The following is a 25,680-nucleotide window of genomic DNA, read 5'->3' as shown; positions in this document are numbered from 1 at the left end:
ATCGTTTGAAAAAATGGTCGATAATGAATGGTGGGGAATTTTATCTAAGTTTGCAAAAATCACTTTCATCATGTATAGAAGTTGGTTTGTGAAGGATACTAATTTCAACAATGGTGGATTCTTCAACGAAGAATTCTTCAACGAAGAATTCATCGATGTATTTAATTTATGATGAAAGTGAGGCATCAATAGATGAAAGCAACAGGTATTGTTCGTCGAATTGATGATTTAGGAAGGGTTGTTATCCCGAAAGAAATTCGGAGAACGTTGCGTATCCGCGAAGGAGACCCACTAGAGATTTTTGTTGATCGTGACGGAGAAGTCATTTTAAAGAAATATTCACCAATTAGTGAATTAGGGGATTTTGCAAAAGAGTATGCGGAAGCGTTGTTTGACAGTTTAGGGCATGCAGTATTGATTTGTGACCGTGACACGTTTATTGCGGTGGCGGGAGTATCGAAAAAAGAATTTCTTAATAAAAGCGTGAGCTCCTTGCTTGAAAAAGTTATGGAGGAACGTCAGCCGGTGCTTCGTACCGAAGAAGGGGAAGCAGAAATGGTGGACGGTCATGCGGAACGGTGGAAATCGTACACGATTGCCCCAATTATTGCAAACGGTGATCCAATTGGAGCGGTCGTCATTTTGTCGAAAGACAAAACGATTGGAGAAGTGGAGCATAAAGCGGTTGAAACTGCTGCCAGCTTTTTAGCACGGCAAATGGAACAATAAAATGACGCAGCGTTTTCCAACAGCTAACACGTAAGACAGCTTCTATGCTGTCTTTTTCTTTTGCGGTATAATGGCAAAGGGCTATGATGAATAGGGAAGGTGAAGCTAGATGGAGCGGCCGCGGACGGTGAGACTTTGGCATGGAACGGTTGTGTTAGCTGTTGCTGCGTTGATAACAAAAATATTAAGTGCATTTTACCGCATTCCATACCAGAACATTGTCGGGGATGTGGGGTTTTATATTTATCAGCAAGTATATCCAATTTATGCGGTGATGATGGCGCTAGCGACGTCTGGTTACCCAGTCGTTATTTCCAAACTTATCGCGGAGCGAGTAGAGGAAAATGATGAACAAGGTGTTTTCGATGTGTTACGTACATCGTTTTTCGTGTTAAGCGCAATCGGTATGTTTTTCTTTTTTTTGCTTTATATCGGTGGAGGACAGCTGGCGAAATGGATGGGAGACGCGCGACTAACTTCGCTCATTCAAGTCGTCGCCTTTTCTTTTTTGCTCTTTCCGTTTTTGGCAGTATTGCGCGGCTATTTTCAAGGGAGAAATAATATGGTTCCGACCGCTATTTCGCAAGTAGTCGAGCAGTCTGTTCGCGTGGCAACCATTCTTGTTTTTTCGTACATCCTTATCCGAACGGGGCATACGTTGTACGAAGCTGGCGCAGGGGCCATTTTCGGTTCGGTCACGGGAGGATTTGCCGCTCTTTTTGTGTTAACAGCTTATTGGCTAAAAAGTGGTATGCGCCAACGAAAAAAAGGGGTTGGGAAACCGCTCGTACGTTATTTATTGCTGCAAGGATTAACGGTTTGTGTAGCGAATATGGTGTTGACGTTAACGCAACTAGTCGATGCGCTCACTTTACTATCTTTGCTTAAAGAGAGTGGTGTAAGCGAGCGAGTTGCTCAAGCATTAAAAGGGGTGTACGACCGTGGTCAACCGCTTATTCAGCTCGGAACGGTCGTGGCAACGTCCTTTTCGTTTACGCTCGTTCCGCTTATTGCTGGGGCGAAAAAGCGCGGAGAGCAGGCATTTATTTTAGAAAAAACGCGTCTGTCTGTTCGAGTGGGGATGGTCGTTGGAATGGGGGCTGCATTTGGTCTTGCTACATTAATTCGGCCGACGAATGTCATGCTTTTTGAAAACGATGCAGGGTCGTTGTCGCTTGCCGTGCTAGCCCTTTCGATTTTTTTTACGACGATGTCGCTTACGATGTCGGCTATTTTGCAAGGCATCGGTTATGAATGGGGAGCAGTGCTTAGCGTCGGGATTGCTGTTAGCTGCAAATGGCTAGGCAACGTTTTATTTGTTCCTTTTTTTGGTGTCAATGGGGCAGCGGTTGCTACACTCCTCGCGTATATGGCGATGTCGCTTTTTTTGTACCGAATGTTAGTACGAACTATAGGGGTACAGCCCGTTCGCAAAAAAGAAATTTATTGGACATTGCGTGCCGCATTAGTTATGGTGGTGGTACTCACACTGTATATATGGGTAACCGGACAATGGGGAGAAAACCGTTTTGGTGCAACATGGCAAGCATTGACTGGCGTGCTGCTTGGCGGCGTTGTTTATATTATAATGGTGTTTAAAGGAAAACTTTTCTCTCCGCAAGAAGTCGCTTTTTTTCCATTTGGAGAAAAATTGCGCATATTTCTTTCGAAAATGAGGGGTGAACGATGAATACCGTTTTTATTTTAGGATTAGGTGCGGGAGATTTTGACCAACTACCGCTTGGGGTGTACCGGAAATTAAAAGGAGCATCGCCGCTTTTTTTGCGGACAAAAGAACATCCAGTCGTGCAGGCGCTTGTAGAAGAAGGCGTGTCGTTTACATCGTTCGATGATGTGTACGAGCAGTTTGCTACGTTTGAACAAGTGTATGAAACAATCGTCGCGACCTTGTTAGAACACGTTCAAACAGGCGATGTGTTTTACGCTGTTCCAGGGCATCCGCTTGTAGCGGAAAAGACGGTTCAACTCTTATTAGAAGCGGAAAAACAAGGACGTTGCCAAGTGAAAATAGAAGGAGGGCAAAGCTTTCTTGATGCACTGTTTACAGCGCTACGCATCGACCCGGTCGAAGGATTTCAATTAGTCGATGCAACTTCTTTTCAGCGCGGCGATTGGCAGCCGACAACCCATCTAATTTTTTGTCAAGTGTATGACGCATTCATTGCGTCAGACGTGAAGCTTTCGCTTATGGAGCAACTGCCGGATGATTATCGTGTATATGTCGTGACGGCTGCGGGAAGCAGAGAAGAAAAAGTAGTAGAAATTCCGCTATATGAGTTAGACCGTGTGGCAACGCTCAACAATTTAACGAGCGTCTATGTGCCGCCAGTGAAAGACGAAGCGATGTTGTATCATCGGTTTGATACGTTGCGGCGCGTCATTGCTACATTGCGCGGGCCAAACGGCTGTCCGTGGGATCGAAAACAAACGCATGAATCGTTGAAAAAATATTTGCTAGAAGAAACATATGAGTTGTTTGAAGCGATCGACGAACAAGACGATGACAGCATTATCGAAGAGCTTGGCGATGTGTTATTGCAAGTGATGTTGCATGCGCAAATCGGTGAAGATGATGGTATTTTTTCCATCGACGACGTGATTAAAGCCATCACAGAAAAAATGATTCGCCGTCACCCGCATGTTTTTGGCGATGTTTCGGTACAAAATGCGGACGAAGTCGTACAAAATTGGCAGCGTTTGAAAGAAGAAGAGAAGAAAGATCGAAAGGCTTCTTTATTAGACGATGTTCCAAAAAGCTTGCCGAATTTATTAAAAGCGTATGAATTTCAAGCGAAAGCCGCGAAAGTTGGCTTTGACTGGGACGATGTTCGCCCGATGTGGGAGAAAGTCGCGGAAGAAATGAATGAATTTCAGCGTGAACACTCTCCGCAAAAGCGGCTTGGAGAATTCGGCGATATTTTATTCGCCCTTGTCAACGTTGCTCGCTATTATAACATCAACCCAGAAGAAGCGTTACATCAAACGAACGCAAAGTTTTACCGCCGATTTTCGTATATTGAAGAACAAGTAAAAAGTCGCGGGCTTCGTATGGAAGAACTATCGCTTGAACAACTTGATTATTTTTGGGAAGAAGCAAAAAAGAAAGGACGATAAAGATGCGGTTGGATAAGTTTTTAAAAGTATCGCGCTTAATTAAACGTCGGACGTTAGCAAAAGAAGTGGCAGACCAAGGGCGAATTGCGATTAACGGCGTGACTGCTAAAGCAAGCTCTACCGTGAAAATTGGCGACGAAGTGACGATTCAATTTGGAGACAAACAAGTGACGGTGAAAATCATCGATTTAAAAGAAACAACGAAAAAAGAAGAAGCAGCTACTCTTTACGAGGTCATCAAAGAAGAGCGTCTGTCGATGGAAAATGGACAAGCATAGCTTGTTCTAAACTGTCTCGCGCATTCATACATATACAAACAGAAAGGATGAATGCGAGGGATGAAAAATGAACCAATATGAAGGAAAAGGATCTGTTCAGGAGCATGACGTCATCATGCGCGGGAGACGGACGTTAGATATTACTGGGGTAAAACAAGTTGAAAGTTTTGACAGCGAAGAATTTTTGTTAGAAACCGTCATGGGTTTTTTGTCGATTCGCGGCCAAAATTTACAAATGAAAAATTTAGACGTCGATAAAGGAATCGTATCGATTAAAGGGAAAATTTTTGACCTTATTTATTTAGATGAGCATCATCAGGAGAAAGCTAAAGGGTTCTTTAGCAAGTTGTTCAAATGAGCTTAACGACCCAGCTAGAAACGATGCTTGCGATGATCGGGATGGGCGGTTGGCTTGGCATTGCGCTTGATACGTACAACCGGTTTTTAAAACGCTCGAAGCGGAGCCGTTTCATCGTCTTTTTTCACGACCTTTTCTTTTGGATGTTGCAAGCGTTATTCATTTTTTACGTATTGTTACTTACGAATGACGGGGAGCTACGAGTATACATTTTTTTGGCGCTATTATGTGGATACGCGGCGTATCAAAGTTTATTTCGCCATATGTACTTAAAGCTGCTTGAAACGATGATTCGTTGCTGTATTGCACTATATCGTTTTTTCCTTCGGACATGCTACTATGTCATCGTGCAGCCGCTTCGGCTGCTTTTGCAGCTATTTTTATGGACGGCGCTACTTATTTGGCGAGTCGTTTTATTTTTCATAAGAATACTTTTTCGCTGCATCGTTTTTTTTCTATTGCCGTTCCGGGCGCTTGGAAAATGGCTTTGGTCGATGATTCCGTGGAAATGGCGAGAACCAGTAGAAAAATTTTTACGTGTATTGGCAGGATTTATACAAAAAGCGAAGAATAGGATGTTAAGATGGAGTATTAAATGGAGAAAGTAAGAGTGGAGGGTGGAGGAAAATGAGTGCTTTACAGCAAAAGAAAGTAACGAAGCTTCCGTCTTCGTACGTGTCAGCGCATGAACAGCAAGAAAAGAAAACAGCGAAAAGAAAGCGTGTCGCCATTATTCGCTTCACGTTTTTTGGCGTGCTGTTAAGCATAGTAGCGGCGCTCTTTTTATATGTTATCCACTCTCAGTCTGTTAACATGGAAGCGAAAGTGCGCGAGCAAAAGCGGCTTGAACAGCGGCTTGAATCGTTAGAAAAGAAACAAAAACGGCTCGAACAAGAAATTAAAAAGCTGCATGATGACGAATACATCGCCGAATTAGCACGAAAAAAATACTATTTGTCAAAAGAAGGAGAAATCATTTTTGCTGTCCCAGGCAAATAAGCGGTGAAGCGTGTTAGGCGTACGGCTTATTGACACTTGTTTTTTCTATTCGTTATAATAAAGAAAACGATTTTGATTTTTTAAGGAGGAGCACTTTTTTTATGTCGATTGAAGTAGGCAGCAAGTTACAAGGCAAAGTAACAGGCATTACGAAATTCGGAGCATTTGTGGAGCTGCCAGAAGGCGTAACAGGGTTAGTGCATATTAGTGAAGTAGCCGATAACTATGTGAAAGACATTAACGACCATTTGAAAATCGGCGATGTCGTCGAGGTGCGCGTAATCAATGTAGAGAAAGACGGGAAAATCGGGTTATCGATTAAAAAAGCAAAAGAGTCTCAGCCTTCACAGCGTCCGCGTACAAAAACAAATGATCGTGTTGCAAAGGAAAGTTTTGAACAAAAAATTAGCCGCTTTTTAAAAGAAAGTGAAGACCGATTGGCGTCGTTGAAGCGTCATACGGAATCGAAGCGGGGAGGTCGTGGCGCGCGACGCGGATAACTTGCTGCTGAACGATAAGAACATGAGGATAAAAGCATCCATTGGTTGGATGCTTTTTATATGAAAAAGTGTTGACAAAAAATCAAACAAATATTATTATATTAATTGTCTGTATGGCGGCGTAGCTCAGCTGGCTAGAGCGTACGGTTCATACCCGTGAGGTCGGGGGTTCGATTCCCTCCGCCGCTATAACAAATGAAATCAAATGGCCCGTTGGTCAAGTGGTTAAGACACCGCCCTTTCACGGCGGTAACACGGGTTCGAATCCCGTACGGGTCATCGGAAAAGGATGTTTCCTATTTGGAAGCATCCTTTTTTATTTCGACACATTTGTATAACAATGACACATAACCGAAAAAATCGTCGAACACTTTTTTATCTCGTCTTCCTATTTTGACAAATTTCTGATAATTCAAACGATATAATAGAGTCAATAGAAAAGCAAAGGAGTGGAGATCGGAAATGCAAAGAATCGAAAGACGTATGGGAACACAAATTTCAGAAGTGCCGTTAAATGACACGCCGGCTGTTTTTTCGCGTTGGACAAGGCATTTGAAAATAAGGCTAGGGCATTTGTTTATCCAGAAAGGGTTTATTTTGTTAATCATCGGCTTTTTGCTTGGACGAGCCCTTATTTTAGCGAAACTAATTCCGTTTGCGCTTCCGTTTTTTGTATCGGTGTATACGTTGCGGCGTGAGAAAGCTGGGTTGGCGTTTATTGCGTTAGTAGCTGGGGCATTAACGATATCGTTTGAAGCGGCGTTTTTTGTGTTTGCAGCGATGTTTAGCTTCCTATTATTACATCAAGCAGGGAAGAAGTTTTGGAGCGATGCGCTAAAAATAGCACCTTTTGTTGTATTTTGTCTATCGTTTTCTACAAAATTAGCGGTTATTTATTTATGGAACGGTCCGCCAACGACGTATGAGAGCGTCATGGCATTCATTGAGGCAGGTCTTAGTTTTGTTCTTACCCTTATTTTTTTACAAAGCATTCCTCTATTAGCTGCACAAAAATATAAGCACACATTACGGGCAGAAGAAATTGTTTCACTCGTTATTTTGCTCGCTTCGATGTTAACGGGGACGATTGGGTGGGAAGTATCTCAATTGTCGCTTGAACATATATTATCGCGCTATCTCGTCCTTCTCTTTGCGTTTGTCGCTGGAACAACTATTGGCTCGACGGTAGGAGTAGTCACAGGGCTTATTTTGAGTTTAGCTAACATCGATAATTTATATCAAATGAGTTTATTAGCGTTCGCAGGCCTTTTAGGTGGCCTGTTAAAAGAAGGAAAGAAAATTGGCGCGTCGCTCGGACTGCTAGTAGCGACATTGTTGATTGGTCTGTACGGAAATGGCAAGGCAGAAGCGCTTCCAACAATCGTTGAATCTTGTTTGGCATCCATCTTGTTTCTCCTTACCCCACGGGCATGGACAGAAACGGTAGCGAAATATATCCCAGGAACGATAGAGTATGTGAATGAACAGCAGCAATATATGCGAAAAATTCGTGATGTGACGGCACAACGTGTTTCCCAGTTTTCCCGCGTTTTTCAAGCGCTTGCGAACAGTTTTTCAACCGAGCGCTTTTTAGGTGAGGAGCAAGAGGAGAGAGAGATTGACTACTTTCTTGGCGATGTGACGGAAAAAACGTGCCAAACGTGCTTTAAAAAAGAACAATGTTGGGCACAACAATTTGATAAAACGTATGAGTATATGAAACAAATGATGTTAGAGGCGGATGCAGGAACGTTAATGCAAAACCATTCTTTATTGCGCGAATGGAATCGGTATTGCGCAAAAGGGAAAAAAGTAATCGCCACGATGGAAAAAGAGGTGGCTAATTATCAAGCGAATAAAAAGTTGCGTCGGCAAATTCGTGAGAGTCGGAAATTAGTCGCTGAACAATTACTTGGCGTTTCACAAGTCATGGAAGATTTCGCACAAGAAATTCAACGTGAACAAGAAAATCATTACTTGCAAGAAGAGCAAATTTTCCATGCATTGCAAGAGTTTGGAGTTGAGATTGGTCACGTCGATATTTACAGTTTGGAAAAAGGGAACGTTGATATCGAAATGAGCATTCCGTACTGCGAAGGACGGGGAGAATGTGAAAAACTTATTGCCCCGATGCTTTCTGATATTTTGGACGAAACGATTGTTGTCAAGCGGGAAGAATGCTCTGCCTATCCAAACGGGTATTGCCGTGTGGCGTTTGGTTCAACGAAAGCGTTTGTTGTGGAAACAGGAGTTGCTTTTGCTGCGAAGGGGGGAGGATTTGTATCGGGGGATAGCTATTCGCTCATCGAGCTTGGCACAGGAAAATACGCCATTGCCATCAGCGACGGGATGGGAAATGGGGAACGAGCGTATTACGAAAGCAATGAAACGTTAAAGTTGTTGAAAAAAATTTTACAAACAGGCATTGATGAAACAATTGCAATTAAGTCTATTAACTCGATTCTTTCGTTGCGAACGACAGACGAAGTGTTTTCTACGCTAGATTTAGCAATGATTGATTTGCAAAATGCGTCAACGAAATTTTTAAAAATCGGTTCAAGCCCTAGCTTTATTAAGCGGGGGAATCATGTCATAAAAGTGGAGTCAAGCAACTTGCCGATTGGCATTATTAAAGAGGCCGAGTTTGAAATAGTCAATGAACAACTAAAGTCTGGTGATTTGTTGATAATGATGAGCGATGGGATTTTTGAAGGACCGTTAGTAGAAAATCACGAAGCATGGATGAAACGGAAAATTAAAGAACTAAAAACGACTGATCCGCAAGCGGTAGCGGATGTCATTATGGAGGAGGTAATTCGTGCGAGCTCTGGAAGAATCGAAGACGACATGACAATCGTCGTCGCAAAAATTAAACATAATACGCCAAAGTGGGCAACTATTCCAGCGTATATGTATACGAAAAAGGCGCAATAAGTATAAAATGCTTCCATTCCGGCAATGATGGGAATACTACAAGTGAGGAGGGAATGGAAGGTGCGGAAAGGAACGCTACGGCAAATTTTATTAATTACGGACGGTTGTTCTAACCATGGAGAAGACCCAATCGCTATGGCAGCACTCGCAAAAGAACAAGGAATTACGGTGAACGTGATTGGGGTACTTGACCAAGATGTAATGGACGAACATGGACTTCGAGAAGTCGAAGGAATTGCGACGGCAGGAGGGGGCATAAGCCAAGTAGTATATGCAAAGCAATTGTCACAAACGGTGCAAATGGTGACACGCAAAGCGATGACACAGACGTTACAAGGGGTGGTTAATCGGGAGTTAAAGCAAATTTTAGGATCAAATATTTCAATGGAAGATTTACCGCCAGAAAAGCGCGGAGAAGTGATGGAAATTGTCGATGAGCTCGGTGAAACGGTCGAATTGGAAGTTTTAATATTAATAGATACGAGCGGAAGCATGAAAACAAAGTTACCGACGGTAAAAGAAGCGCTGTTTGATTTATCGCTCAGCTTAAATGCTCGCATGGGTGATAATCTCTTCTCTGTATTTGTATTTCCAGGGAAACAGGAAGACGTGGAAAAAATATTAGATTGGACACCGAAGCTTGAGGCGCTTTCGTCGGTGTTTCCTAAACTAACATCGGGTGGGCTTACGCCAACGGGACCAGCTCTGCGCCAAGCGATCAGCCATTTTCAGAAAAAACGTTCGTTAAGGAGCTTGATTGGGCGTGATGAATCCTATTTTGAAGAATCGTCTATGTAAACTACCGGCTGGTACAGTGATCGTTGGAAAATGGCACAAGCAGGCGTATAAAATCGTCAAACCGCTCGGCAACGGAGCGAACGGGGCTGTTTATTTAGCAGAAAGCAAGAAAGGACTTGTCGCGATAAAGGTAAGCGACAGCAGCACAACGATTACGTCTGAAGTAAATGTATTAAAACGATTTTCCAAGGTCCAGGGAGCCGCCCTTGGACCTTCTTTGCTAGATATGGATGACTGGTGGGACCAAAAGATAAACCGAACGATTCCATTTTATGTGATGGAGTATATAAAGGGGGAAGATTTTTTTTCTTTTATTCGAAAACGCGGGAAAGAATGGCTCGTTATTTTAGTGCTTCAACTATTATCTGCGTTGGAGCAGCTTCATGAAGAAGGATGGGTATTTGGAGATTTAAAGCCCGAAAATGTTTTAGTGGCGGGCAATCCACCAACTATCCGATTGCTCGATGTTGGAGGCACAACGCTGCAAGGACGAGCTGTCAAAGAATTTACTGAATTTTATGATCGAGGCTATTGGGGACTAGGCTCGCGCAAAGCAGACCCTGCTTACGATTTGTTTGCCGTGGCAATGATGATGATTCATGCATGTTACCCGACTAAATTCGAGCGGAAAGAAAATGGTCGAAAGCAGCTATTTACGATGATTCAAGCTGATGCTACGTTACGCAAATATGAGCACGTATTGATGAAAGCTATTGACGGCTCGTATGTTCGAGCGATGGACATGAAACGAGAACTTGTAGCTGCCATTCACCACGATGTGCCGCGGGCGGGCATAAAGCAATCGCCATCGCGAAAACAGCATCATAAGAAAAAACGGAGCGGCATGATTGAAACTGCCTTCATTGTTGTGACACTATTGTGTATGTACGCCTTGTATTTATATGGACAAATTCTTTAAATCCGAACTTCTTTTTTGAGAAAATATTTTATTAATGATACGATTAATAATATAAACCATTCGTTAAAGAGGTTTTGGCGATATGCGCTCAACCGTTTGTTCGTTTATCAAAAAACATCAGCTATTAATACCGAATACAACCGTGGTTATCGGTGTTTCCGGCGGCCCAGATTCGCTTGCGTTACTTCATTTTTTTTATACGATCCAAACAGAATGGAACATCACCATTGTTGCTGCTCACGTCGACCATATGTTTCGTGGTCGCCAATCGGAAGAAGAAATGCATTTTGTGAAACATTTTTGCGACCAGCTCGGTATTATATGTGAGGCAAAACAAATCGACGTTCCTGCTTTTCAACGTCAGACGAAAATGGGAGCACAAGAAGCGGCGCGCGAATGCCGCTACCGTTTCTTCCAAGAAGTAATGGAAAAGCACGCTGCTTCCTTTTTGGCGTTAGCACATCACGGCGATGACCAAATCGAAACGATTTTAATGCGACTCGTCCGAGGCAGTAGCAAAAAAGGCTATGCAGGCATTCCGTTTAAACGCCCGTTTCAAGAAGGGTATATCATTCGTCCGTTTTTATGCGTCAGCCGTGCAGAAATTGAAATGTATTGCCAAAAGCATCGCCTTCAGCCACGCTATGATGCCAGCAATGAAAAAGATGAGTACACGCGGAATCGATTTCGTCATGTCGTGCTCCCTTTTCTAAAAAAAGAAAACCCGCGTGTCCATGAGCGTTTCCAGCATTATAGTGAAATGGTGCTAGAAGACGAAGCATTTTTAGAGGAATTAACGTATGAAGCGATGAATAACGTAATGGAAACAACGCCGAGAGAAGTTAGGTTGCATATTCGTCCATTTCAAGCAATGCCAAAGCCTTTACAAAGAAGAGGGATTCAACTAATATTGAACTATCTCTATGACGGCATTCCTTCTTCTTTGTCCTCCATACATATAAGCAGTGCTTTAGCTTTGTTGATGAATAACCATCCTTCTGGCAAGTTAGATTTTCCAGATGGTTTAAAAATCATCCGCGCGTACGATGTTTGTTATTTTACATTTCAGGAAAAAAAAGCGGATGCTTATGTATTGGATGTACCCGTTCCAGCAACGATTGATTTGCCAAATGGACATGTAATTGTAAGCGAATTTCGGGAACACTATCCGGAGGAAGCAAAAAGGGCTGATATTTTCGTCATTTCTCCCGAAGCGATTACTTTCCCGTTGCGTGTGCGAACGAGACGTACTGGGGATCGAATGACGGTGAAAGGAATGAACGGGACGAAGAAGCTGAAGGAAATTTTTATCGAACATAAAATCCCGTTACATGATCGAGACATGTGGCCGGTGGTGGAAGATGGGCAAGGGAGGATTTTATGGCTACCAAAGCTAAAAAAATCTGCTTTTGAAGCAACAGATATTACAAAAACGCATTATCTTGTATTACACTATAAAGAGCAATGAACATCTAGGAGGAAATGAAAATGGGGATGAATCAAGATATTGAAAAAATTTTAGTCACACAAGAGCAAATTCAAGAAAAAGTGAAAGAATTGGGCAAAGTGTTGACAGAAGAGTATGAAGGGCGTTTTCCGTTGGCTGTCGGGGTGTTAAAAGGGGCAATGCCGTTTATGGCGGACTTATTAAAGCATGTAGATACATATTTAGAAATGGATTTTATGGATGTATCAAGCTATGGAAACGCAACTGTTTCATCAGGAGAAGTCAAAATTTTAAAAGACTTAAACACCTCTGTCGAAGGGCGCGACATTTTAATTATTGAAGACATTATCGATAGTGGCTTAACGTTAAGTTATTTAGTCGATTTGTTCCGTTATCGAAAAGCAAAAACGATTAAAATTGTCACGCTGTTAGATAAACCGTCTGGCCGTAAAGCAAATATTGAAGCGGATTACGTCGGGTTTATCGTTCCGGATGAGTTCGTTGTAGGATATGGACTAGATTATTGCGAAAAATACCGGAACCTTCCTTACATTGGGGTATTAAAGCCAGAAGTGTACAGCAAATAAAGCAATCCGTCCGTATGGCGAATTGGTTGTATTGGAATGATTTTCTATGATACTATTGAGTATAGTGTGTTTCATATGGGAGGAGGCAAGAAATGAATCGGATCTTCCGTAATACGATTTTTTATTTACTGATTTTTCTCGTCGTCATTGGAGTTGTCAGCTTCTTTAATGGAACGAACCAACGGACGGAACCGATGACGTACGATGCTTTTATCGCACATCTTGAAAACGGCGATGTAAAGTCGTTTTCGATGAAGCCGGAACGCGGCGTATATGAAATTCGCGGGCAGTTGAAAACATATGCCGAAGGACAATATTTTTCGACGTATGTCATGAACAGTGATCCGATTTTAAACCGGATTGATGCAGCTGCCAAACGGACAAAAGTGGAAGTAATGCCAGCAGATGAAACGAGTGGTTGGGTGACGTTTTTCACTTCCATTATTCCGTTCGTCATTATTTTCATTCTGTTTTTCTTCTTGCTGAACCAAGCGCAAGGCGGCGGTAGTCGGGTGATGAATTTCGGCAAAAGCCGTGCAAGGTTATATAGCGAGGATAAGAAGAAAGTTCGTTTCCGCGATGTCGCTGGAGCGGATGAAGAAAAGCAAGAACTTGTAGAAATCGTTGAGTTTTTGAAAGACCCTCGCAAATTTGTCGAACTTGGCGCACGTATTCCAAAAGGCGTGCTGCTCGTTGGACCTCCAGGGACAGGGAAAACGTTATTAGCAAGGGCGGTCGCTGGAGAGGCGGGCGTACCGTTTTTCTCGATTAGCGGATCAGACTTTGTCGAAATGTTTGTCGGGGTCGGGGCGTCGCGTGTCCGCGACTTGTTCGAGACAGCAAAGAAAAATGCACCTTGTATCATTTTCATCGACGAAATTGACGCGGTCGGTCGTCAACGTGGCGCCGGACTTGGCGGCGGCCATGACGAGCGCGAGCAGACACTCAACCAATTGCTTGTTGAGATGGACGGGTTTAGCGGCAATGAAGGTATCATTATTATCGCAGCAACGAACCGTCCAGACATTTTAGACCCTGCCTTGTTGCGCCCAGGGCGCTTTGACCGACAAATCACGGTCGACCGTCCAGACGTCAAAGGTCGCGAGGCGGTACTCCGCGTCCATGCTCGCAACAAGCCGCTCGATGAGTCGGTGGATTTAAAAGCGATAGCGATGCGAACACCAGGTTTTTCTGGTGCGGATTTAGAAAACTTATTGAACGAAGCAGCACTCGTTGCTGCGCGGCAAAATAAAAAGAAAATTGATATGAGCGACATTGACGAGGCGACAGACCGCGTCATTGCTGGACCAGCGAAAAAGAGTCGCGTCATCTCTGAAAAAGAGCGTCGCATTGTCGCGTACCATGAGGCAGGTCATACCGTTATTGGCATGGTGTTAGCGGATGCGGAAATGGTGCATAAAGTAACCATCGTTCCACGCGGCCAAGCAGGTGGATATGCCGTCATGTTGCCGAAGGAAGACCGTTATTTTATGACGAAGCCGGAGTTGTTAGATAAAATCGTAGGCTTACTAGGTGGTCGTGTCGCGGAAGAAATTGTCTTCAACGAAGTCAGCACCGGAGCGCATAACGACTTCCAACGCGCCACAAACATTGCTCGCCGGATGGTAACCGAGTTCGGAATGAGCGAAAAGTTAGGCCCATTACAATTCGGCCAGTCACACGGACAAGTGTTTTTAGGTCGCGACTTGCATAACGAACAAAACTACAGCGATCAAATTGCTTATGAAATTGATTTAGAAATTCAGCGCATTATTAAAGAGTGTTACGAAAAGGCGCGACAAATTTTAACGGAAAACCGTGACAAGCTAGAGCTTATTGCGAAAACATTGCTTGAAGTAGAAACGTTAGACGCAGAACAAATTAAGCATTTGTTTGAGCACGGAACATTGCCGGATCGAAACGGAAAACAAGAAGATGTAAAAGTAAATATCCAATCGAAGAAAGAAGAATGAGATGTCTCTTTAAAGGGACATCTTTTTTTACCGTTTTCTCCTCTTATGGTATGATGAAAAAAAGTAAGCATTTGTGAGAAGTGGGGATGAAGCGATGATTTTTGTACTAGACGTCGGCAACACGAATACGGTATTAGGTGTGTATGATGGGGATGAACTAAAACATCATTGGCGCATTGAAACGAGCCGCGGGAAAACAGAAGATGAATACGGCATGGTAATTAAAGCGCTGCTGAATCACGTCGGTCTTCATTTTTCGGATATTGACGGCATTATTATTTCTTCGGTCGTTCCGCCGATTATGTTCGCTTTAGAACGGATGTGTCTAAAGTATTTTCACATTAAGCCGTTAATTGTTGGTCCAGGGATTAAAACAGGATTAAACATTAAATACGACAATCCGAAAGAAGTCGGGGCGGACCGTATCGTCAACGCTGTTGCAGGTATTCATCTATACGGCAGCCCATTAATTATTGTCGATTTTGGTACGGCTACGACGTATTGTTACATTAACGAACATAAACAATATATGGGGGGAGCTATTGCGCCAGGGATTACGATTTCGACGGAAGCGCTTTATTCGCGCGCCGCGAAATTACCGCGTATTGAAATTGCCCGCCCCGACGATATTATCGGAAAAAATACAGTCAGCGCGATGCAAGCTGGCATCGTATACGGATACGTCGGACAAGTAGAAGGAATTGTATCGCGGATGAAAGAAAAAAGCCCTGTTCCGCCGAAAGTCGTTGCCACAGGGGGATTGGCTCCTCTAATCGCTCACGAGTCGAGCGTCATCGATATTGTTGATCCATTTTTAACGTTGAAAGGCTTGCATCTTTTGTATATGAAAAACGTAGACAAAAAATAGAAAAAGGTGAGCATGTTATGTCAGATTACTTAGTAAAAGCGTTAGCATATGACGGCCAAGTAAGGGCGTATGCGGTGCGAACGACCGAAACCGTTCGTGAAGCACAGCGTCGCCATCAAACGTGGCCAACGGCTTCTGCAGCGCTCGGACGCGCGATGACAGCAGGTGTCATGATGGGAGCGATGCTAAAAGGTGACAGCAAACTAACGATTAAAATTGAAGGCGGCGGTCCACTCGGCGCCATTCTCGTAGACAGCAACGCCAACGGGGAAGTCAGAGGATATGTAACGAATCCTCATGTTCACTTTGAGTTAAATCAGCATGGGAAACTAGATGTTGCTCGAGCGGTCGGGACAAGCGGTATGTTAACGGTCGTAAAAGATTTAGGCTTACGCGATTTTTTCACTGGGCAAGTTCCGCTCGTTTCTGGTGAACTTGGGGAAGATTTTACGTATTATTTCGCGTCTTCTGAGCAAGTCCCTTCCTCTGTCGGGGTAGGGGTGTTAGTGAATCCGGACTACACGATTCTCGCTGCTGGTGGATTTATCCTTCAGTTAATGCCTGATGTGGAGGATGCAACGATTGACGAAATTGAACAACGATTAAAAGCGATTCCACCGGTGTCTAAAATGGTGGAAAGAGGACTAACGCCGGAAGAAATTTTAGAAGAGTTGCTTGGAAAAGGGAATGTCAAAGTGTTGGAAACAGTCCCAGTCGCTTTTGTATGCCGTTGTTCGCGAGAGCGAATTGCTGATGCGCTCATCAGTTTAGGACCGAAAGAAATTCAAGATATCATCGACGAAGAAGGACATGCGGAAGCATCGTGTCACTTTTGTAATGAAACATATTATTTTACACGAGAAGACTTGGAAAAACTAAAACAACTGGCAGAATCACCAGCAGAATAAAAAATAATTGACAATTGAGAAAATAGTTGATAAATTTTAAACAAATTCGATAAAATTACTCGGGATTAGGGGTGGATAATATGGCACGCGCAGTAAACTCCATTACAGAATTAATTGGGGATACACCGGCAGTCAAATTAAATCGCATCGTGGATGAAGACAGTGCAGACGTATATGTCAAATTAGAATTCATGAACCCAGGAAGCAGCGTGAAAGATCGGATTGCGCTAGCAATGATTGAAGCAGCAGAAAAAGAAGGAAAAATCAAGCCTGGCGATACCATTATTGAGCCGACAAGCGGAAACACAGGAATCGGATTAGCGATGGTAGCAGCTGCAAAAGGCTATAAAGCGATTCTTGTTATGCCAGATACAATGAGCTTAGAGCGCCGAAACTTGTTGCGTGCTTATGGAGCAGAGTTAGTATTAACGCCAGGAAGCGAAGGAATGCGTGGAGCGATTCGCAAGGCGGAAGAACTTGCGAGCGAACACGGGTACTTTATGCCGCAACAATTTAAAAACGAAGCGAACCCAGAAATTCATCGCCTGACGACAGGAAAAGAAATCGTCGAGCAAATGGGTGACCAACTAGACGCGTTTGTGGCTGGAATCGGCACTGGCGGAACGATTACAGGCGCTGGTGAAGTATTGCGAAAAGCGTATCCAAACATCAAAATTTATGCCGTAGAGCCAGCGGATTCTCCGGTATTGTCCGGCGGAAAACCAGGCCCACATAAAATTCAAGGAATTGGTGCGGGATTTGTCCCAGATATTTTAAATACGGAAATTTATGATGAAGTGATTACTGTAAAAACAGAAGAAGCGTTCGATGCCGCTCGCCGTGCAGCGCGAGAAGAAGGAATTTTGGGCGGTATTTCCTCGGGTGCAGCGATTCATGCCGCGTTAAAGGTAGCAAAGCAGCTTGGAAAAGGGAAGAAAGTATTAGCCATTATTCCAAGTAACGGCGAACGCTACTTAAGTACGGCTCTATATCAATTCGAGGAATAAGGAAAGCATCATTTCGGCAGGGATATTCCCTGTCGAAATTTTTTTATATATATTAAAATAAGTAGTATGTATGGAACAAGCAATTAATCGGCATGTGCAGCAAAGGAAGGAGTGTAACCGCCTCTTATGGGACTGCGGAAAATAGCAGCAAGACGCATTTCGTATCAACAACGAGATTGGTTTCAACAATATAAATCGCTTATTCAAAACGAACCGTACCATGTATTATTAGAAAGCGGAAGAGCAGGGCGTTATAGCATCATTGGCATGCGTCCGATCGGCATCGTGCAAGGAAAAGGCGAAGAATTAGTTATTCAATATAAAGGCGAAGAAACTCGGCTACAAGGAAACCCGCTTCATTTAATGAAACAATGGTTTTCACAATGGAAAGTGGAACGCATTTCTGATGGTCCGGATTTTCAAGGTGGAGCAATCGGGTATATTAGCTACGATTGCGCTCGCTATATTGAACGGCTTCCAGAAATGGCGAAAGATGATCTTAATCTCCCTGATGTATACTTTTTCATTTTTGACGATGTTTTTGTTTATGACCACCAAGAACAAGTGTTACATGTCCTCGTTCATTATGACGAGGGGAAACAGCAAGAAGCGGAACAACGTTTGTCTATGTATGAATCATTATGGGGAAAAGGTAACGACGAAATAAAGCATTTTCCATTTACCATAACGGCGGACGAAGAAGCTGTGTCGATGACGGAAGAAGAATTTATGAAGGCGGTCGAGAAAGTCAGAGGCTACATTGCTCAAGGGGATGTATTTCAAGTAAATTTATCCGTACGGCAATCGAAGCCGCTGCGGACACATCCGTTTCACATTTATGAACAGCTACGGCTACTCAACCCTTCTCCGTATATGGCATATATTCATACGCCACATTTCCAACTCGTCAGCGGTTCTCCAGAACTGCTTGTGAAAAAACGTGGCGCTTTTGTAAGTACAAGACCGATTGCTGGAACGCGTTCACGCGGAAAAACAGCAGAGGAAGATCGCCACATTGCGAGCGAGTTGTTGGAAAACGAAAAAGAGCGGGCAGAGCATGTAATGCTTGTTGATTTAGAACGAAATGATTTAGGAAGGGTATGCAAATATGGTACAGTAAAAGTGGATGAGTGGATGACGATTGAAGCATATTCTCACGTCATGCACATCGTCTCTCACGTATCTGGCGAATTGGGAGAAGACAAAGATGCGTTCGATGTCATTCGTGCCGTCTTCCCAGGCGGGACGATTACTGGTGCTCCAAAAGTACGAACGATGGAAATTATCGAGGAGTTGGAGCCGGTAAGACGCAGCGTTTATACAGGCTCCATCGGCTGGATTGGATTTGATGGCGATATGGAGTTGAACATTGCCATTCGGACGATGATTGCGAAAGATGGCGTTGCACACGTTCAAGCGGGGGCAGGAATCGTCATCGACTCCCGACCGGAGTACGAGTATAAAGAATGTTTAAAAAAGGCGATTGCTTTATGGAAAGCAAAAGAGCTGAGTGAAGCAGAGTAACCATTTATGACGAGGTGAGATGGATGATTTTAATGATTGATAATTATGATTCGTTTACGTACAATTTAGTTCAATATTTAGGGGAATTAGGCGAAGAGCTAATCGTTAAGCGAAACGATGAAGTAACCGTTGAGGAAATTGAAGCGATGCGTCCGGATTTTTTGATGATTTCACCAGGACCTTGCAGCCCGAATGAAGCAGGCATTAGCTTAGCTGCCATTGAGTATTTCGCTGGAAAAATCCCGATTTTTGGTGTTTGCTTAGGACATCAATCGATTGCCCAAGTGTTTGGCGGGGATGTCGTTCGAGCGCAAAAATTAATGCATGGGAAAACGTCACAAATTTTTCACGACGGAAAAACGATTTTCGCTAATCTCCCTAACCCGTTCACGGCAACACGGTATCACTCGCTTATTGTGAAAAAAGAAACGTTGCCAACTTGCTTCGACGTGTCGGCGTGGACAGCGGACGATGAAATTATGGCCATTCGCCATAAAACGCTCCCGGTGGAAGGTGTTCAATTTCATCCGGAGTCGATTATGACGACACATGGCATGGAATTGTTACGAAACTTTATTCACACATACAAAAAGGGTTGAACGATGATGTATCTTTACGTTAATGGAGAGATTGTTCATCGAGAAGAAGCGCGCATTTCCCCTTTTGACCATGGCTTTATGTATGGGCTCGGGGCGTTTGAAACATTTCGTACGTATAATGGCCACCCTTTTTTATTAGACGACCATCTTGCGCGACTAAATAATAGTCTAGCCGAGATGAACATTCGTTTGTCTTTACAGCGGGAAGAAGTCGTGAAGATTGTTCATCAGCTGCTGCAAGCAAACGGGCTGAAAGATGCGTACGTACGTTTAAATGTATCTGCAGGCATTGGCGATATCGGCTTACAAACCGACGGTTATGTAGCACCTGTTGTCATTGTCTATATGAAGCCGCTTCCTTCCACTATTTCGATGGAAAAAGTATGCACCGTTTTAAAAACGAGAAGAAATAGTCCAGAAGGAAAAGAGCGATGGAAATCGCACCATTATTTAAACAACATCCTTGGGAAACGAGAAATCGGTAACGATCCTCGGGTAGAAGGTATTTTTCTGAATGAACAAGGATTTGTGACCGAAGGGATTGTTTCTAACCTTTTTTGGGTGAAAGACGGCATCGTATACACCCCTTCTATTGACACAGGAGCGTTAAATGGCATTACACGTCAATTTGTATTATCGCTCCTTACGACGTTACAAATTCGGTATGAAGAAGGGTTATATCGGTTGTCTGCATTAGAAGCAGCAGATGAACTATTTTTAACAAACTCAATCCAAGAAATTGTACCGGTTGTCCGTCTTCATGACCGATGCTACGTTGGAAAAGAAGGAGCGGTGACGAAACAGCTCAAGGAATATTATGAACGTTACGTTACTCATTTATGGACAAGACATGAGTTAATAGAAAGGGTCGACTAACAAATGGTAAAAACCATTCCGTGTGGGCGGTATACACTAAACATTCAACGAAAAACAATCATTATGGGCATTTTAAACGTCACTCCCGACTCATTCTCTGATGGTGGAAAATTTAATGCTCTCGACCGCGCCGTAGAGCATGCAAAACAGCTAGTCGCAGAAGGTGCGGATATCATCGACATTGGTGGAGAATCGACGCGTCCAGGGGCGGAACAAGTGCCGCTTGAAGAAGAATTGCAACGGGTAATTCCAGTCATAAAAGCAGTAGCTAACGAAGTAAATGTCCCTATTTCGATCGATACGTATAAAGCAGAAGTGGCAAAACAAGCGATCGAAGCAGGCGCCGATATCATTAACGATGTGTGGGGGGCAAAAGCTGACCCGAAAATGGCAGAAGTGGCGGCGCATTATCGTGTCCCCATCATTTTGATGCACAATCGCCCAAAGCCGGACTACCGACATTTAATTCCAGATATGATCTCCGATTTGCTTGAAAGTGTGGAAATTGTAAAAAAAGCAGGGGTAAAAGACGAGGCGATTATTTTAGATCCAGGCATCGGCTTTGCGAAAACAGCAGAGCACAATTTGCAAGTAATGCGCCATTTAGAGGAGTTTACCAAACTAGGCTATCCGCTATTGCTAGGGACGTCGCGAAAATCTTTTATCGGTCACGTTCTTGATTTGCCGGTAAACGAACGAGTGGAAGGAACAGGAGCGACTGTTTGTCTTGGCATTGCGAAAGGTGCGCATATTGTTCGTGTCCATGACGTGTTGCCGATGGCAAGAATGGCAAAAATGGTGGATGCAATGCTTGGAAAAGGGGGCGAAGACGATTGATAAAATTTATGTGACCGGCATGGAATTTTACGGCTATCACGGGGTACTTCCGGAAGAACACGTACTCGGCCAACGCTTTCTTGTCGATATAATCGTAGAAACAGATGTAAAAAAAGCAGGAGAAAGCGATTGTTTGACCGATACGATTAACTATGCACAACTGTATGAAATATGTCGGGAAATAGTGGAAGAAAGGCAATTTTCCTTAATTGAAGCAGTTGCAGAGCAAATTGCTTCGCGTATTTTATCTTCGTTTCCAACAATTGAGCAGTGTACAGTAAAGGTGAGCAAACCAAACCCACCGATTAAAGGACATTATCAATCAGTTGCAGTCGAAATAGTAAGGGGTCGTTAAATGGAAAACTATGCTTATATTGCGCTTGGCTCAAACATAGGTGACCGTCTTCGCTATTTACATGAGGCGGTCGAAAAGTTAGCAACGCATGAACAAATTTCTGTTATCGACACGTCTTCGATTTATGAAACCGCTCCTATCGGTTACGTTCAACAAGACCATTTTTTAAATATGGTTATTCATGTTCGAACGTCTCTTTCACCGTTTGCGTTGCTTGAAGCAACGCAAATAATTGAGGAGGAATTAGGAAGAAAACGGGAAATTCGCTGGGGGCCGCGCACGTTAGACCTTGACATTTTATTATATAATCACGAAAATATTGAAACAGAGCGACTTACGATTCCGCATCCTCGGATGACTGAACGAGCGTTTGTGTTAGTTCCGTTATTCGAATTGAATGGGGACATATATATTCCGACGGTGCAACGTTGTGTGGCTTCACAGATAGATGAACTACCAGACAAAGAAGGGGTACGCCTATGGAAGCAGAAAAATGGGGGAGACGTATTCGCGCTTTTCGAAAGTTAAAAGGCTATACACAAGAACGATTTGCGAAAGATTTAGGCGTGTCGGTGTCCATTTTAGGAGAAATTGAACGTGGAAACCGGCTACCGACCGCGCAATTTTTACAAAAAGCAGCTAATTGTTTAAACGTAACGGTCGAAGAATTGTACCCACCAGGACTAATGTCGCCTATGGAAGAAGCTGTACCGGCAATGAAACAAAAGTAGCAACAACACACGGGTGTTGATTATCCATTATTTTACTAAAAAAACACAGAATCATATGACTGAACACAAGCTTTTCTGCCTCTTCCCTCGAACAAGAACGCCGGCGGGCAAATGACATTTGCCCGCAAAGCGTTCATTGTTCGCGGAGGGCATGCTGTGCGCATGCCCAGTCGGCAAGCGGTTCGCTTGCCGACTAAGGCAGAAAAGCTAGAAATAGAGCGATGTCAACTGGTTTTTATTGGTTAATCAACACGCCTGGCAACAACATTATTTGTGCGTTAAATATGCAGAAAGGAGGGATAGTATGTTTAAAATTGGCGATGTTGAAATTAAAAACCGCGTCGTGCTTGCCCCGATGGCGGGCGTATGTAACTCTGCGTTTCGTTTGACGGTGAAAGAGTTTGGCGCCGGGCTTGTTTGTGCGGAAATGGTGAGTGATAAAGGGATTTTATTTAATAACGAAAAAACGTTAGATATGCTTTACATCGATGAACGAGAAAAACCGTTGAGTTTACAAATTTTTGGTGGAGAAAAGGAAACGTTGGTGGAGGCAGCACGATTTGTTGACCGACATACAAATGCGGACATCATTGATATTAATATGGGATGCCCTGTTCCGAAAATTACCAAATGTGATGCTGGGGCAAAATGGTTGTTAGACCCGAATAAAATTTACGATGTCGTAAGTGCTGTTGTCGACGCCGTCGAAAAACCAGTCACCGTAAAAATGCGGATCGGGTGGGACGAACACCATATTTACGCGGTCGAAAATGCCCAAGCCGTCGAACGGGCTGGCGGAAAGGCGGTTGCTGTGCACGGTAGAACAAGAGCACAAATGTATGAAGGAAAAGCAGATTGGAACGTTATTAAACAAGTGAAAGAAGCAGTAAATATACCTGTTATTGGAAATGGTGATGTCCAAACGCCGCAAGACGCGAAACGAATGCTTGAAGAAACAGGAGTAGACGGTGTAATGATCGGTCGTGCTGCCCTTGGGAATCCTTGGATGATTTATCGGACAGTTCGTTATTTAGAAACAGGGGAATTGATTCCAGAACCTTCTGTCCGCGAAAAAATCGATGTGTGCATTTTACATCTTGACCGGTTGATTGCTTTAAAAAACGAGCATATTGCGGTCAAAGAAATGAGGAAACATGCTGCTTGGTACTTAAAGGGCGTTCGTGGAAATGCGAAAGTACGTAACGCGGTTAATGAATGTAATACTCGTGAGGAGCTTGTTTCTTTATTAATGAATTTTGTGGAAGAAGTAGAAGCAAAACAAAACGCGCAGGCTGTGTAATGAAAGATGTCTACCGGTTTCGTTCACTGCCAGCTTTTGCTGGCAGTATTTTTAATAAAATTGCAAAATGGAGTGAATGTTATGAGTCATGAAGAATTAAATGACCAGCTACGAGTTCGTCGAGAAAAATTAAATAAGCTAAGAGAAAAAGGGATTGACCCGTTTGGGAAACGGTTTGAGCGCACTCATAAAGCGCAAGAGCTGTTTGAGTTATATGGAGACTTATCTAAAGAAGAGTTAGAAGAAAAACAAATTCCAGTAGCAATCGCTGGACGTATTATGACAAAACGTGGCAAGGGGAAAGCTGGCTTTGCCCACATTCAAGACTTAACGGGACAAATTCAAATTTACGTTCGAAAAGATGATGTTGGCGAAGAACAATATGAATTGTTCGACACATCGGATTTAGGGGATATTGTTGGTGTCCATGGAACGATATTTAAAACAAAAGTGGGCGAATTGTCTGTTAAAGTTTCTTCTTATGAGTTATTAACAAAGGCATTACGTCCTTTACCAGAAAAATATCATGGATTAAAAGATATCGAACAACGCTACCGTCAGCGTTACCTAGATTTAATTATGAACCCAGAAAGTAAAAATACGTTTATTACGCGTAGCTTAATTATCCAATCGATGCGCCGTTATTTAGACAACCACGGGTATTTAGAAGTGGAAACACCGATGATGCATTCGATTGCTGGTGGAGCAGCAGCCCGTCCGTTTATTACGCACCATAATGCGTTGGACATCCCGTTGTATATGCGGATTGCGATTGAATTGCACTTAAAACGATTGATTGTCGGCGGGCTAGAAAAAGTATACGAAATTGGTCGCGTCTTTCGCAATGAAGGAGTATCTACACGCCATAATCCTGAATTTACAATGCTTGAGTTGTACGAAGCATATGCCGACTTCGAGGACATTATGAAACTTACGGAAAATATGATCGCTCATATTGCTCAAGAAGTATTAGGAACGACAAAAATTCAATACGGAGAACATGAAGTCGACTTGACTCCGAAATGGAAGCGGCTGCATATGGTGGATGCCGTTAAAGAATACACTGGGGTTGACTTCTGGAAACAAATGAGCGATGAAGAAGCGCGAGCACTAGCAAAAGAACATGGGGTAGAAGTAGCGCCGCATATGACATTTGGACATATCGTAAACGAGTTTTTCGAACAAAAAGTAGAGGATAAACTCATTCAGCCGACGTTTATTTACGGCCATCCTGTCGAAATTTCACCGTTGGCAAAGAAAAACCAAGAAGATCCGCGCTTTACTGATCGTTTCGAATTGTTTATCGTCGGACGTGAACACGCTAACGCCTTTACCGAATTAAACGATCCGATCGACCAGCGTGAGCGGTTTGAAGCCCAGCTAAAAGAACGAGAACAAGGAAATGACGAAGCGCACGAGATGGATGAAGATTTCATTGAAGCGTTAGAATACGGTATGCCTCCAACAGGTGGATTAGGAATTGGTATTGACCGTCTTGTTATGTTGCTAACAAACTCTCCATCCATTCGTGATGTGTTATTATTTCCACAAATGCGCAATAAATAATTTAGCTAAGGGAGCGCAAAATAATAGTGCTCCCTATTTCTCCAAAAATGATAGTTGACTTAGAATAACCAGTATGGTAAATTAAAAAACGTCATTTTTTACTTGGTGAACAAAAAAACAAAAAACATCTTGACTACAGGAAATAGAACGTGATATATTAAAGAGGTCGCCTTAAGCGACTAATAAAAATAAATGTTCTTTGAAAACTGAACAAAACGAAGCGTCCTCGTGAATGAACGAGTAAAATATGAGTTTGGAACAAAACTTTCGATGGAGAGTTTGATCCTGGCTCAGGACGAACGCTGGCGGCGTGCCTAATACATGCAAGTCGAGCGGATCGAATAGGAGCTTGCTTCTATTCGGTTAGCGGCGGACGGGTGAGTAACACGTGGGCAACCTGCCCTGTAGACGGGGATAACACCGAGAAATCGGTGCTAATACCGGATAATACG

At 43.3% G+C, this 25,680-nt stretch carries 27 protein-coding genes, 2 tRNA genes and 1 rRNA gene; all 30 read left to right on the top strand.

What is annotated here, in order from left to right:
- Positions 1–192 precede the first annotated feature (192 nt).
- Positions 193–729, top strand: coding sequence for a stage V sporulation protein T (spoVT, locus tag GGR02_RS13615; protein WP_183185547.1), 537 nt, complete (start codon positions 193–195; stop codon positions 727–729).
- Between the two features lie 109 nt (positions 730–838).
- The gene (locus tag GGR02_RS13610) at positions 839–2,419 is read left to right on the top strand and encodes a putative polysaccharide biosynthesis protein (protein WP_183185546.1); all 1,581 of its coding nucleotides are present in this window, start codon (positions 839–841) and stop codon (positions 2,417–2,419) included.
- The gene (yabN, locus tag GGR02_RS13605; RefSeq protein WP_183185545.1) at positions 2,416–3,864 is read left to right on the top strand and encodes a bifunctional methyltransferase/pyrophosphohydrolase YabN; all 1,449 of its coding nucleotides are present in this window, start codon (positions 2,416–2,418) and stop codon (positions 3,862–3,864) included. Before GGR02_RS13610 ends, yabN begins: the two co-directional genes overlap by 4 nt.
- A 2-nt stretch (positions 3,865–3,866) precedes the next feature.
- Positions 3,867–4,142: an RNA-binding S4 domain-containing protein gene (locus GGR02_RS13600; protein ID WP_183185544.1), complete on the top strand. Its 276-nt coding sequence runs from the start codon at positions 3,867–3,869 to the stop codon at positions 4,140–4,142.
- Positions 4,143–4,209: 67 nt separating this feature from the next.
- Positions 4,210–4,500 (top strand): sporulation protein YabP, encoded by a 291-nt coding sequence (gene yabP / locus GGR02_RS13595; RefSeq protein ID WP_066322172.1) that lies wholly within the window; start codon positions 4,210–4,212, stop codon positions 4,498–4,500.
- On the top strand, positions 4,497–5,108 hold the full coding sequence (gene yabQ, locus GGR02_RS13590; RefSeq protein ID WP_183185543.1) for a spore cortex biosynthesis protein YabQ: 612 nt from the start codon (positions 4,497–4,499) through the stop codon (positions 5,106–5,108). The genes yabP and yabQ overlap by 4 nt, the downstream gene beginning before the upstream one ends.
- A gap of 19 nt (positions 5,109–5,127) precedes the next feature.
- Complete coding sequence (locus GGR02_RS13585) at positions 5,128–5,499, top strand: FtsB family cell division protein (protein WP_183185542.1); 372 nt, start codon at positions 5,128–5,130, stop codon at positions 5,497–5,499.
- Between the two features lie 101 nt (positions 5,500–5,600).
- On the top strand, positions 5,601–5,999 hold the full coding sequence (locus GGR02_RS13580; RefSeq protein ID WP_066322168.1) for a S1 domain-containing RNA-binding protein: 399 nt from the start codon (positions 5,601–5,603) through the stop codon (positions 5,997–5,999).
- Between the two features lie 115 nt (positions 6,000–6,114).
- Positions 6,115–6,188, top strand: a tRNA-Met gene (locus GGR02_RS13575).
- A gap of 18 nt (positions 6,189–6,206) precedes the next feature.
- A tRNA-Glu gene (locus GGR02_RS13570) sits at positions 6,207–6,278 on the top strand.
- Positions 6,279–6,461: 183 nt separating this feature from the next.
- Positions 6,462–8,933, top strand: coding sequence for a stage II sporulation protein E (spoIIE, locus tag GGR02_RS13565; protein ID WP_183185541.1), 2,472 nt, complete (start codon positions 6,462–6,464; stop codon positions 8,931–8,933).
- A gap of 60 nt (positions 8,934–8,993) precedes the next feature.
- Positions 8,994–9,731, top strand: a complete 738-nt coding sequence (locus tag GGR02_RS13560; protein ID WP_183185540.1) for a vWA domain-containing protein — start codon at positions 8,994–8,996, stop codon at positions 9,729–9,731.
- A complete protein-coding gene (locus GGR02_RS13555; RefSeq protein ID WP_183185570.1) occupies positions 9,700–10,650 on the top strand; it encodes a serine/threonine protein kinase in 951 nt (316 codons plus the stop codon). The genes GGR02_RS13560 and GGR02_RS13555 overlap by 32 nt, the downstream gene beginning before the upstream one ends.
- A gap of 82 nt (positions 10,651–10,732) precedes the next feature.
- Positions 10,733–12,118 carry a tRNA lysidine(34) synthetase TilS gene (tilS, locus tag GGR02_RS13550; protein ID WP_183185539.1) on the top strand — a complete coding sequence of 462 codons (1,386 nt, stop codon included), beginning with the start codon at positions 10,733–10,735 and terminating at the stop codon, positions 12,116–12,118.
- A gap of 20 nt (positions 12,119–12,138) precedes the next feature.
- Entirely contained in the window at positions 12,139–12,684 is a 546-nt protein-coding gene (gene hpt, locus GGR02_RS13545) for a hypoxanthine phosphoribosyltransferase (RefSeq protein ID WP_183185538.1), read from the top strand.
- Positions 12,685–12,776: 92 nt separating this feature from the next.
- On the top strand, positions 12,777–14,657 hold the full coding sequence (ftsH, locus tag GGR02_RS13540; RefSeq protein WP_183185537.1) for an ATP-dependent zinc metalloprotease FtsH: 1,881 nt from the start codon (positions 12,777–12,779) through the stop codon (positions 14,655–14,657).
- 94 nt (positions 14,658–14,751) lie between these two features.
- Positions 14,752–15,525 carry a type III pantothenate kinase gene (locus GGR02_RS13535; RefSeq protein WP_183185536.1) on the top strand — a complete coding sequence of 258 codons (774 nt, stop codon included), beginning with the start codon at positions 14,752–14,754 and terminating at the stop codon, positions 15,523–15,525.
- Between the two features lie 17 nt (positions 15,526–15,542).
- A complete protein-coding gene (hslO, locus tag GGR02_RS13530; protein WP_183185535.1) occupies positions 15,543–16,433 on the top strand; it encodes an Hsp33 family molecular chaperone HslO in 891 nt (296 codons plus the stop codon).
- A gap of 80 nt (positions 16,434–16,513) precedes the next feature.
- Complete coding sequence (gene cysK, locus GGR02_RS13525; RefSeq protein ID WP_183185534.1) at positions 16,514–17,440, top strand: cysteine synthase A; 927 nt, start codon at positions 16,514–16,516, stop codon at positions 17,438–17,440.
- Between the two features lie 126 nt (positions 17,441–17,566).
- Complete coding sequence (gene pabB / locus GGR02_RS13520; protein WP_183185533.1) at positions 17,567–18,964, top strand: aminodeoxychorismate synthase component I; 1,398 nt, start codon at positions 17,567–17,569, stop codon at positions 18,962–18,964.
- 23 nt (positions 18,965–18,987) lie between these two features.
- Positions 18,988–19,563 carry an aminodeoxychorismate/anthranilate synthase component II gene (gene pabA / locus GGR02_RS13515; protein WP_183185532.1) on the top strand — a complete coding sequence of 192 codons (576 nt, stop codon included), beginning with the start codon at positions 18,988–18,990 and terminating at the stop codon, positions 19,561–19,563.
- A 6-nt stretch (positions 19,564–19,569) separates the two neighbouring features.
- Complete coding sequence (gene pabC, locus GGR02_RS13510; protein WP_183185569.1) at positions 19,570–20,439, top strand: aminodeoxychorismate lyase; 870 nt, start codon at positions 19,570–19,572, stop codon at positions 20,437–20,439.
- 3 nt (positions 20,440–20,442) lie between these two features.
- Positions 20,443–21,276: a dihydropteroate synthase gene (folP, locus tag GGR02_RS13505; RefSeq protein WP_183185531.1), complete on the top strand. Its 834-nt coding sequence runs from the start codon at positions 20,443–20,445 to the stop codon at positions 21,274–21,276.
- Positions 21,251–21,631 carry a dihydroneopterin aldolase gene (gene folB, locus GGR02_RS13500; protein ID WP_306415783.1) on the top strand — a complete coding sequence of 127 codons (381 nt, stop codon included), beginning with the start codon at positions 21,251–21,253 and terminating at the stop codon, positions 21,629–21,631. The genes folP and folB overlap by 26 nt, the downstream gene beginning before the upstream one ends.
- Positions 21,632–22,159 carry a 2-amino-4-hydroxy-6-hydroxymethyldihydropteridine diphosphokinase gene (gene folK / locus GGR02_RS13495; protein ID WP_183185529.1) on the top strand — a complete coding sequence of 176 codons (528 nt, stop codon included), beginning with the start codon at positions 21,632–21,634 and terminating at the stop codon, positions 22,157–22,159.
- Positions 22,111–22,362 (top strand): helix-turn-helix domain-containing protein, encoded by a 252-nt coding sequence (locus GGR02_RS13490; protein WP_183185528.1) that lies wholly within the window; start codon positions 22,111–22,113, stop codon positions 22,360–22,362. The genes folK and GGR02_RS13490 overlap by 49 nt, the downstream gene beginning before the upstream one ends.
- Positions 22,363–22,473: 111 nt before the next feature.
- Entirely contained in the window at positions 22,474–22,608 is a 135-nt protein-coding gene (locus tag GGR02_RS17645; RefSeq protein WP_260175134.1) for a hypothetical protein, read from the top strand.
- A gap of 58 nt (positions 22,609–22,666) precedes the next feature.
- On the top strand, positions 22,667–23,662 hold the full coding sequence (gene dusB, locus GGR02_RS13485; protein WP_183185527.1) for a tRNA dihydrouridine synthase DusB: 996 nt from the start codon (positions 22,667–22,669) through the stop codon (positions 23,660–23,662).
- Positions 23,663–23,743: 81 nt separating this feature from the next.
- Positions 23,744–25,228 carry a lysine--tRNA ligase gene (lysS, locus tag GGR02_RS13480; protein ID WP_183185526.1) on the top strand — a complete coding sequence of 495 codons (1,485 nt, stop codon included), beginning with the start codon at positions 23,744–23,746 and terminating at the stop codon, positions 25,226–25,228.
- Between the two features lie 267 nt (positions 25,229–25,495).
- Positions 25,496–25,680: ribosomal RNA gene (locus GGR02_RS13475) — 16S ribosomal RNA — on the top strand; the annotation flags it as partial.

The sequence above is a fragment of the Anoxybacteroides voinovskiense genome, assembly GCF_014196205.1.
GTDB lineage: Bacteria > Bacillota > Bacilli > Bacillales > Anoxybacillaceae > Anoxybacteroides > Anoxybacteroides voinovskiense.
This window is presented reverse-complemented; position numbering and strand designations above follow the sequence as displayed.

What these genes read in the sequence shown, in the direction of transcription:
- spoVT (WP_183185547.1), top strand. Translation starts at nt 193, where the DNA reads ATGAAAGCAACAGGTATTGTTCGTCGAATTGATGATTTAGGAAGGGTT.
- yabN (WP_183185545.1), top strand. Translation starts at nt 2,416, where the DNA reads ATGAATACCGTTTTTATTTTAGGATTAGGTGCGGGAGATTTTGACCAA.
- folP (WP_183185531.1), top strand. Translation starts at nt 20,443, where the DNA reads ATGGTAAAAACCATTCCGTGTGGGCGGTATACACTAAACATTCAACGA.
- pabB (WP_183185533.1), top strand. Translation starts at nt 17,567, where the DNA reads ATGGGACTGCGGAAAATAGCAGCAAGACGCATTTCGTATCAACAACGA.
- hpt (WP_183185538.1), top strand. Translation starts at nt 12,139, where the DNA reads ATGGGGATGAATCAAGATATTGAAAAAATTTTAGTCACACAAGAGCAA.
- GGR02_RS13490 (WP_183185528.1), top strand. Translation starts at nt 22,111, where the DNA reads ATGGAAGCAGAAAAATGGGGGAGACGTATTCGCGCTTTTCGAAAGTTA.
- ftsH (WP_183185537.1), top strand. Translation starts at nt 12,777, where the DNA reads ATGAATCGGATCTTCCGTAATACGATTTTTTATTTACTGATTTTTCTC.
- GGR02_RS17645 (WP_260175134.1), top strand. Translation starts at nt 22,474, where the DNA reads ATGACATTTGCCCGCAAAGCGTTCATTGTTCGCGGAGGGCATGCTGTG.
- pabA (WP_183185532.1), top strand. Translation starts at nt 18,988, where the DNA reads ATGATTTTAATGATTGATAATTATGATTCGTTTACGTACAATTTAGTT.
- folK (WP_183185529.1), top strand. Translation starts at nt 21,632, where the DNA reads ATGGAAAACTATGCTTATATTGCGCTTGGCTCAAACATAGGTGACCGT.
- tilS (WP_183185539.1), top strand. Translation starts at nt 10,733, where the DNA reads ATGCGCTCAACCGTTTGTTCGTTTATCAAAAAACATCAGCTATTAATA.
- cysK (WP_183185534.1), top strand. Translation starts at nt 16,514, where the DNA reads ATGGCACGCGCAGTAAACTCCATTACAGAATTAATTGGGGATACACCG.
- GGR02_RS13585 (WP_183185542.1), top strand. Translation starts at nt 5,128, where the DNA reads ATGAGTGCTTTACAGCAAAAGAAAGTAACGAAGCTTCCGTCTTCGTAC.
- GGR02_RS13535 (WP_183185536.1), top strand. Translation starts at nt 14,752, where the DNA reads ATGATTTTTGTACTAGACGTCGGCAACACGAATACGGTATTAGGTGTG.
- pabC (WP_183185569.1), top strand. Translation starts at nt 19,570, where the DNA reads ATGTATCTTTACGTTAATGGAGAGATTGTTCATCGAGAAGAAGCGCGC.
- GGR02_RS13610 (WP_183185546.1), top strand. Translation starts at nt 839, where the DNA reads ATGGAGCGGCCGCGGACGGTGAGACTTTGGCATGGAACGGTTGTGTTA.
- dusB (WP_183185527.1), top strand. Translation starts at nt 22,667, where the DNA reads ATGTTTAAAATTGGCGATGTTGAAATTAAAAACCGCGTCGTGCTTGCC.
- GGR02_RS13555 (WP_183185570.1), top strand. Translation starts at nt 9,700, where the DNA reads ATGAATCCTATTTTGAAGAATCGTCTATGTAAACTACCGGCTGGTACA.
- GGR02_RS13600 (WP_183185544.1), top strand. Translation starts at nt 3,867, where the DNA reads ATGCGGTTGGATAAGTTTTTAAAAGTATCGCGCTTAATTAAACGTCGG.
- lysS (WP_183185526.1), top strand. Translation starts at nt 23,744, where the DNA reads ATGAGTCATGAAGAATTAAATGACCAGCTACGAGTTCGTCGAGAAAAA.
- yabP (WP_066322172.1), top strand. Translation starts at nt 4,210, where the DNA reads ATGAACCAATATGAAGGAAAAGGATCTGTTCAGGAGCATGACGTCATC.
- GGR02_RS13580 (WP_066322168.1), top strand. Translation starts at nt 5,601, where the DNA reads ATGTCGATTGAAGTAGGCAGCAAGTTACAAGGCAAAGTAACAGGCATT.
- spoIIE (WP_183185541.1), top strand. Translation starts at nt 6,462, where the DNA reads ATGCAAAGAATCGAAAGACGTATGGGAACACAAATTTCAGAAGTGCCG.
- yabQ (WP_183185543.1), top strand. Translation starts at nt 4,497, where the DNA reads ATGAGCTTAACGACCCAGCTAGAAACGATGCTTGCGATGATCGGGATG.
- hslO (WP_183185535.1), top strand. Translation starts at nt 15,543, where the DNA reads ATGTCAGATTACTTAGTAAAAGCGTTAGCATATGACGGCCAAGTAAGG.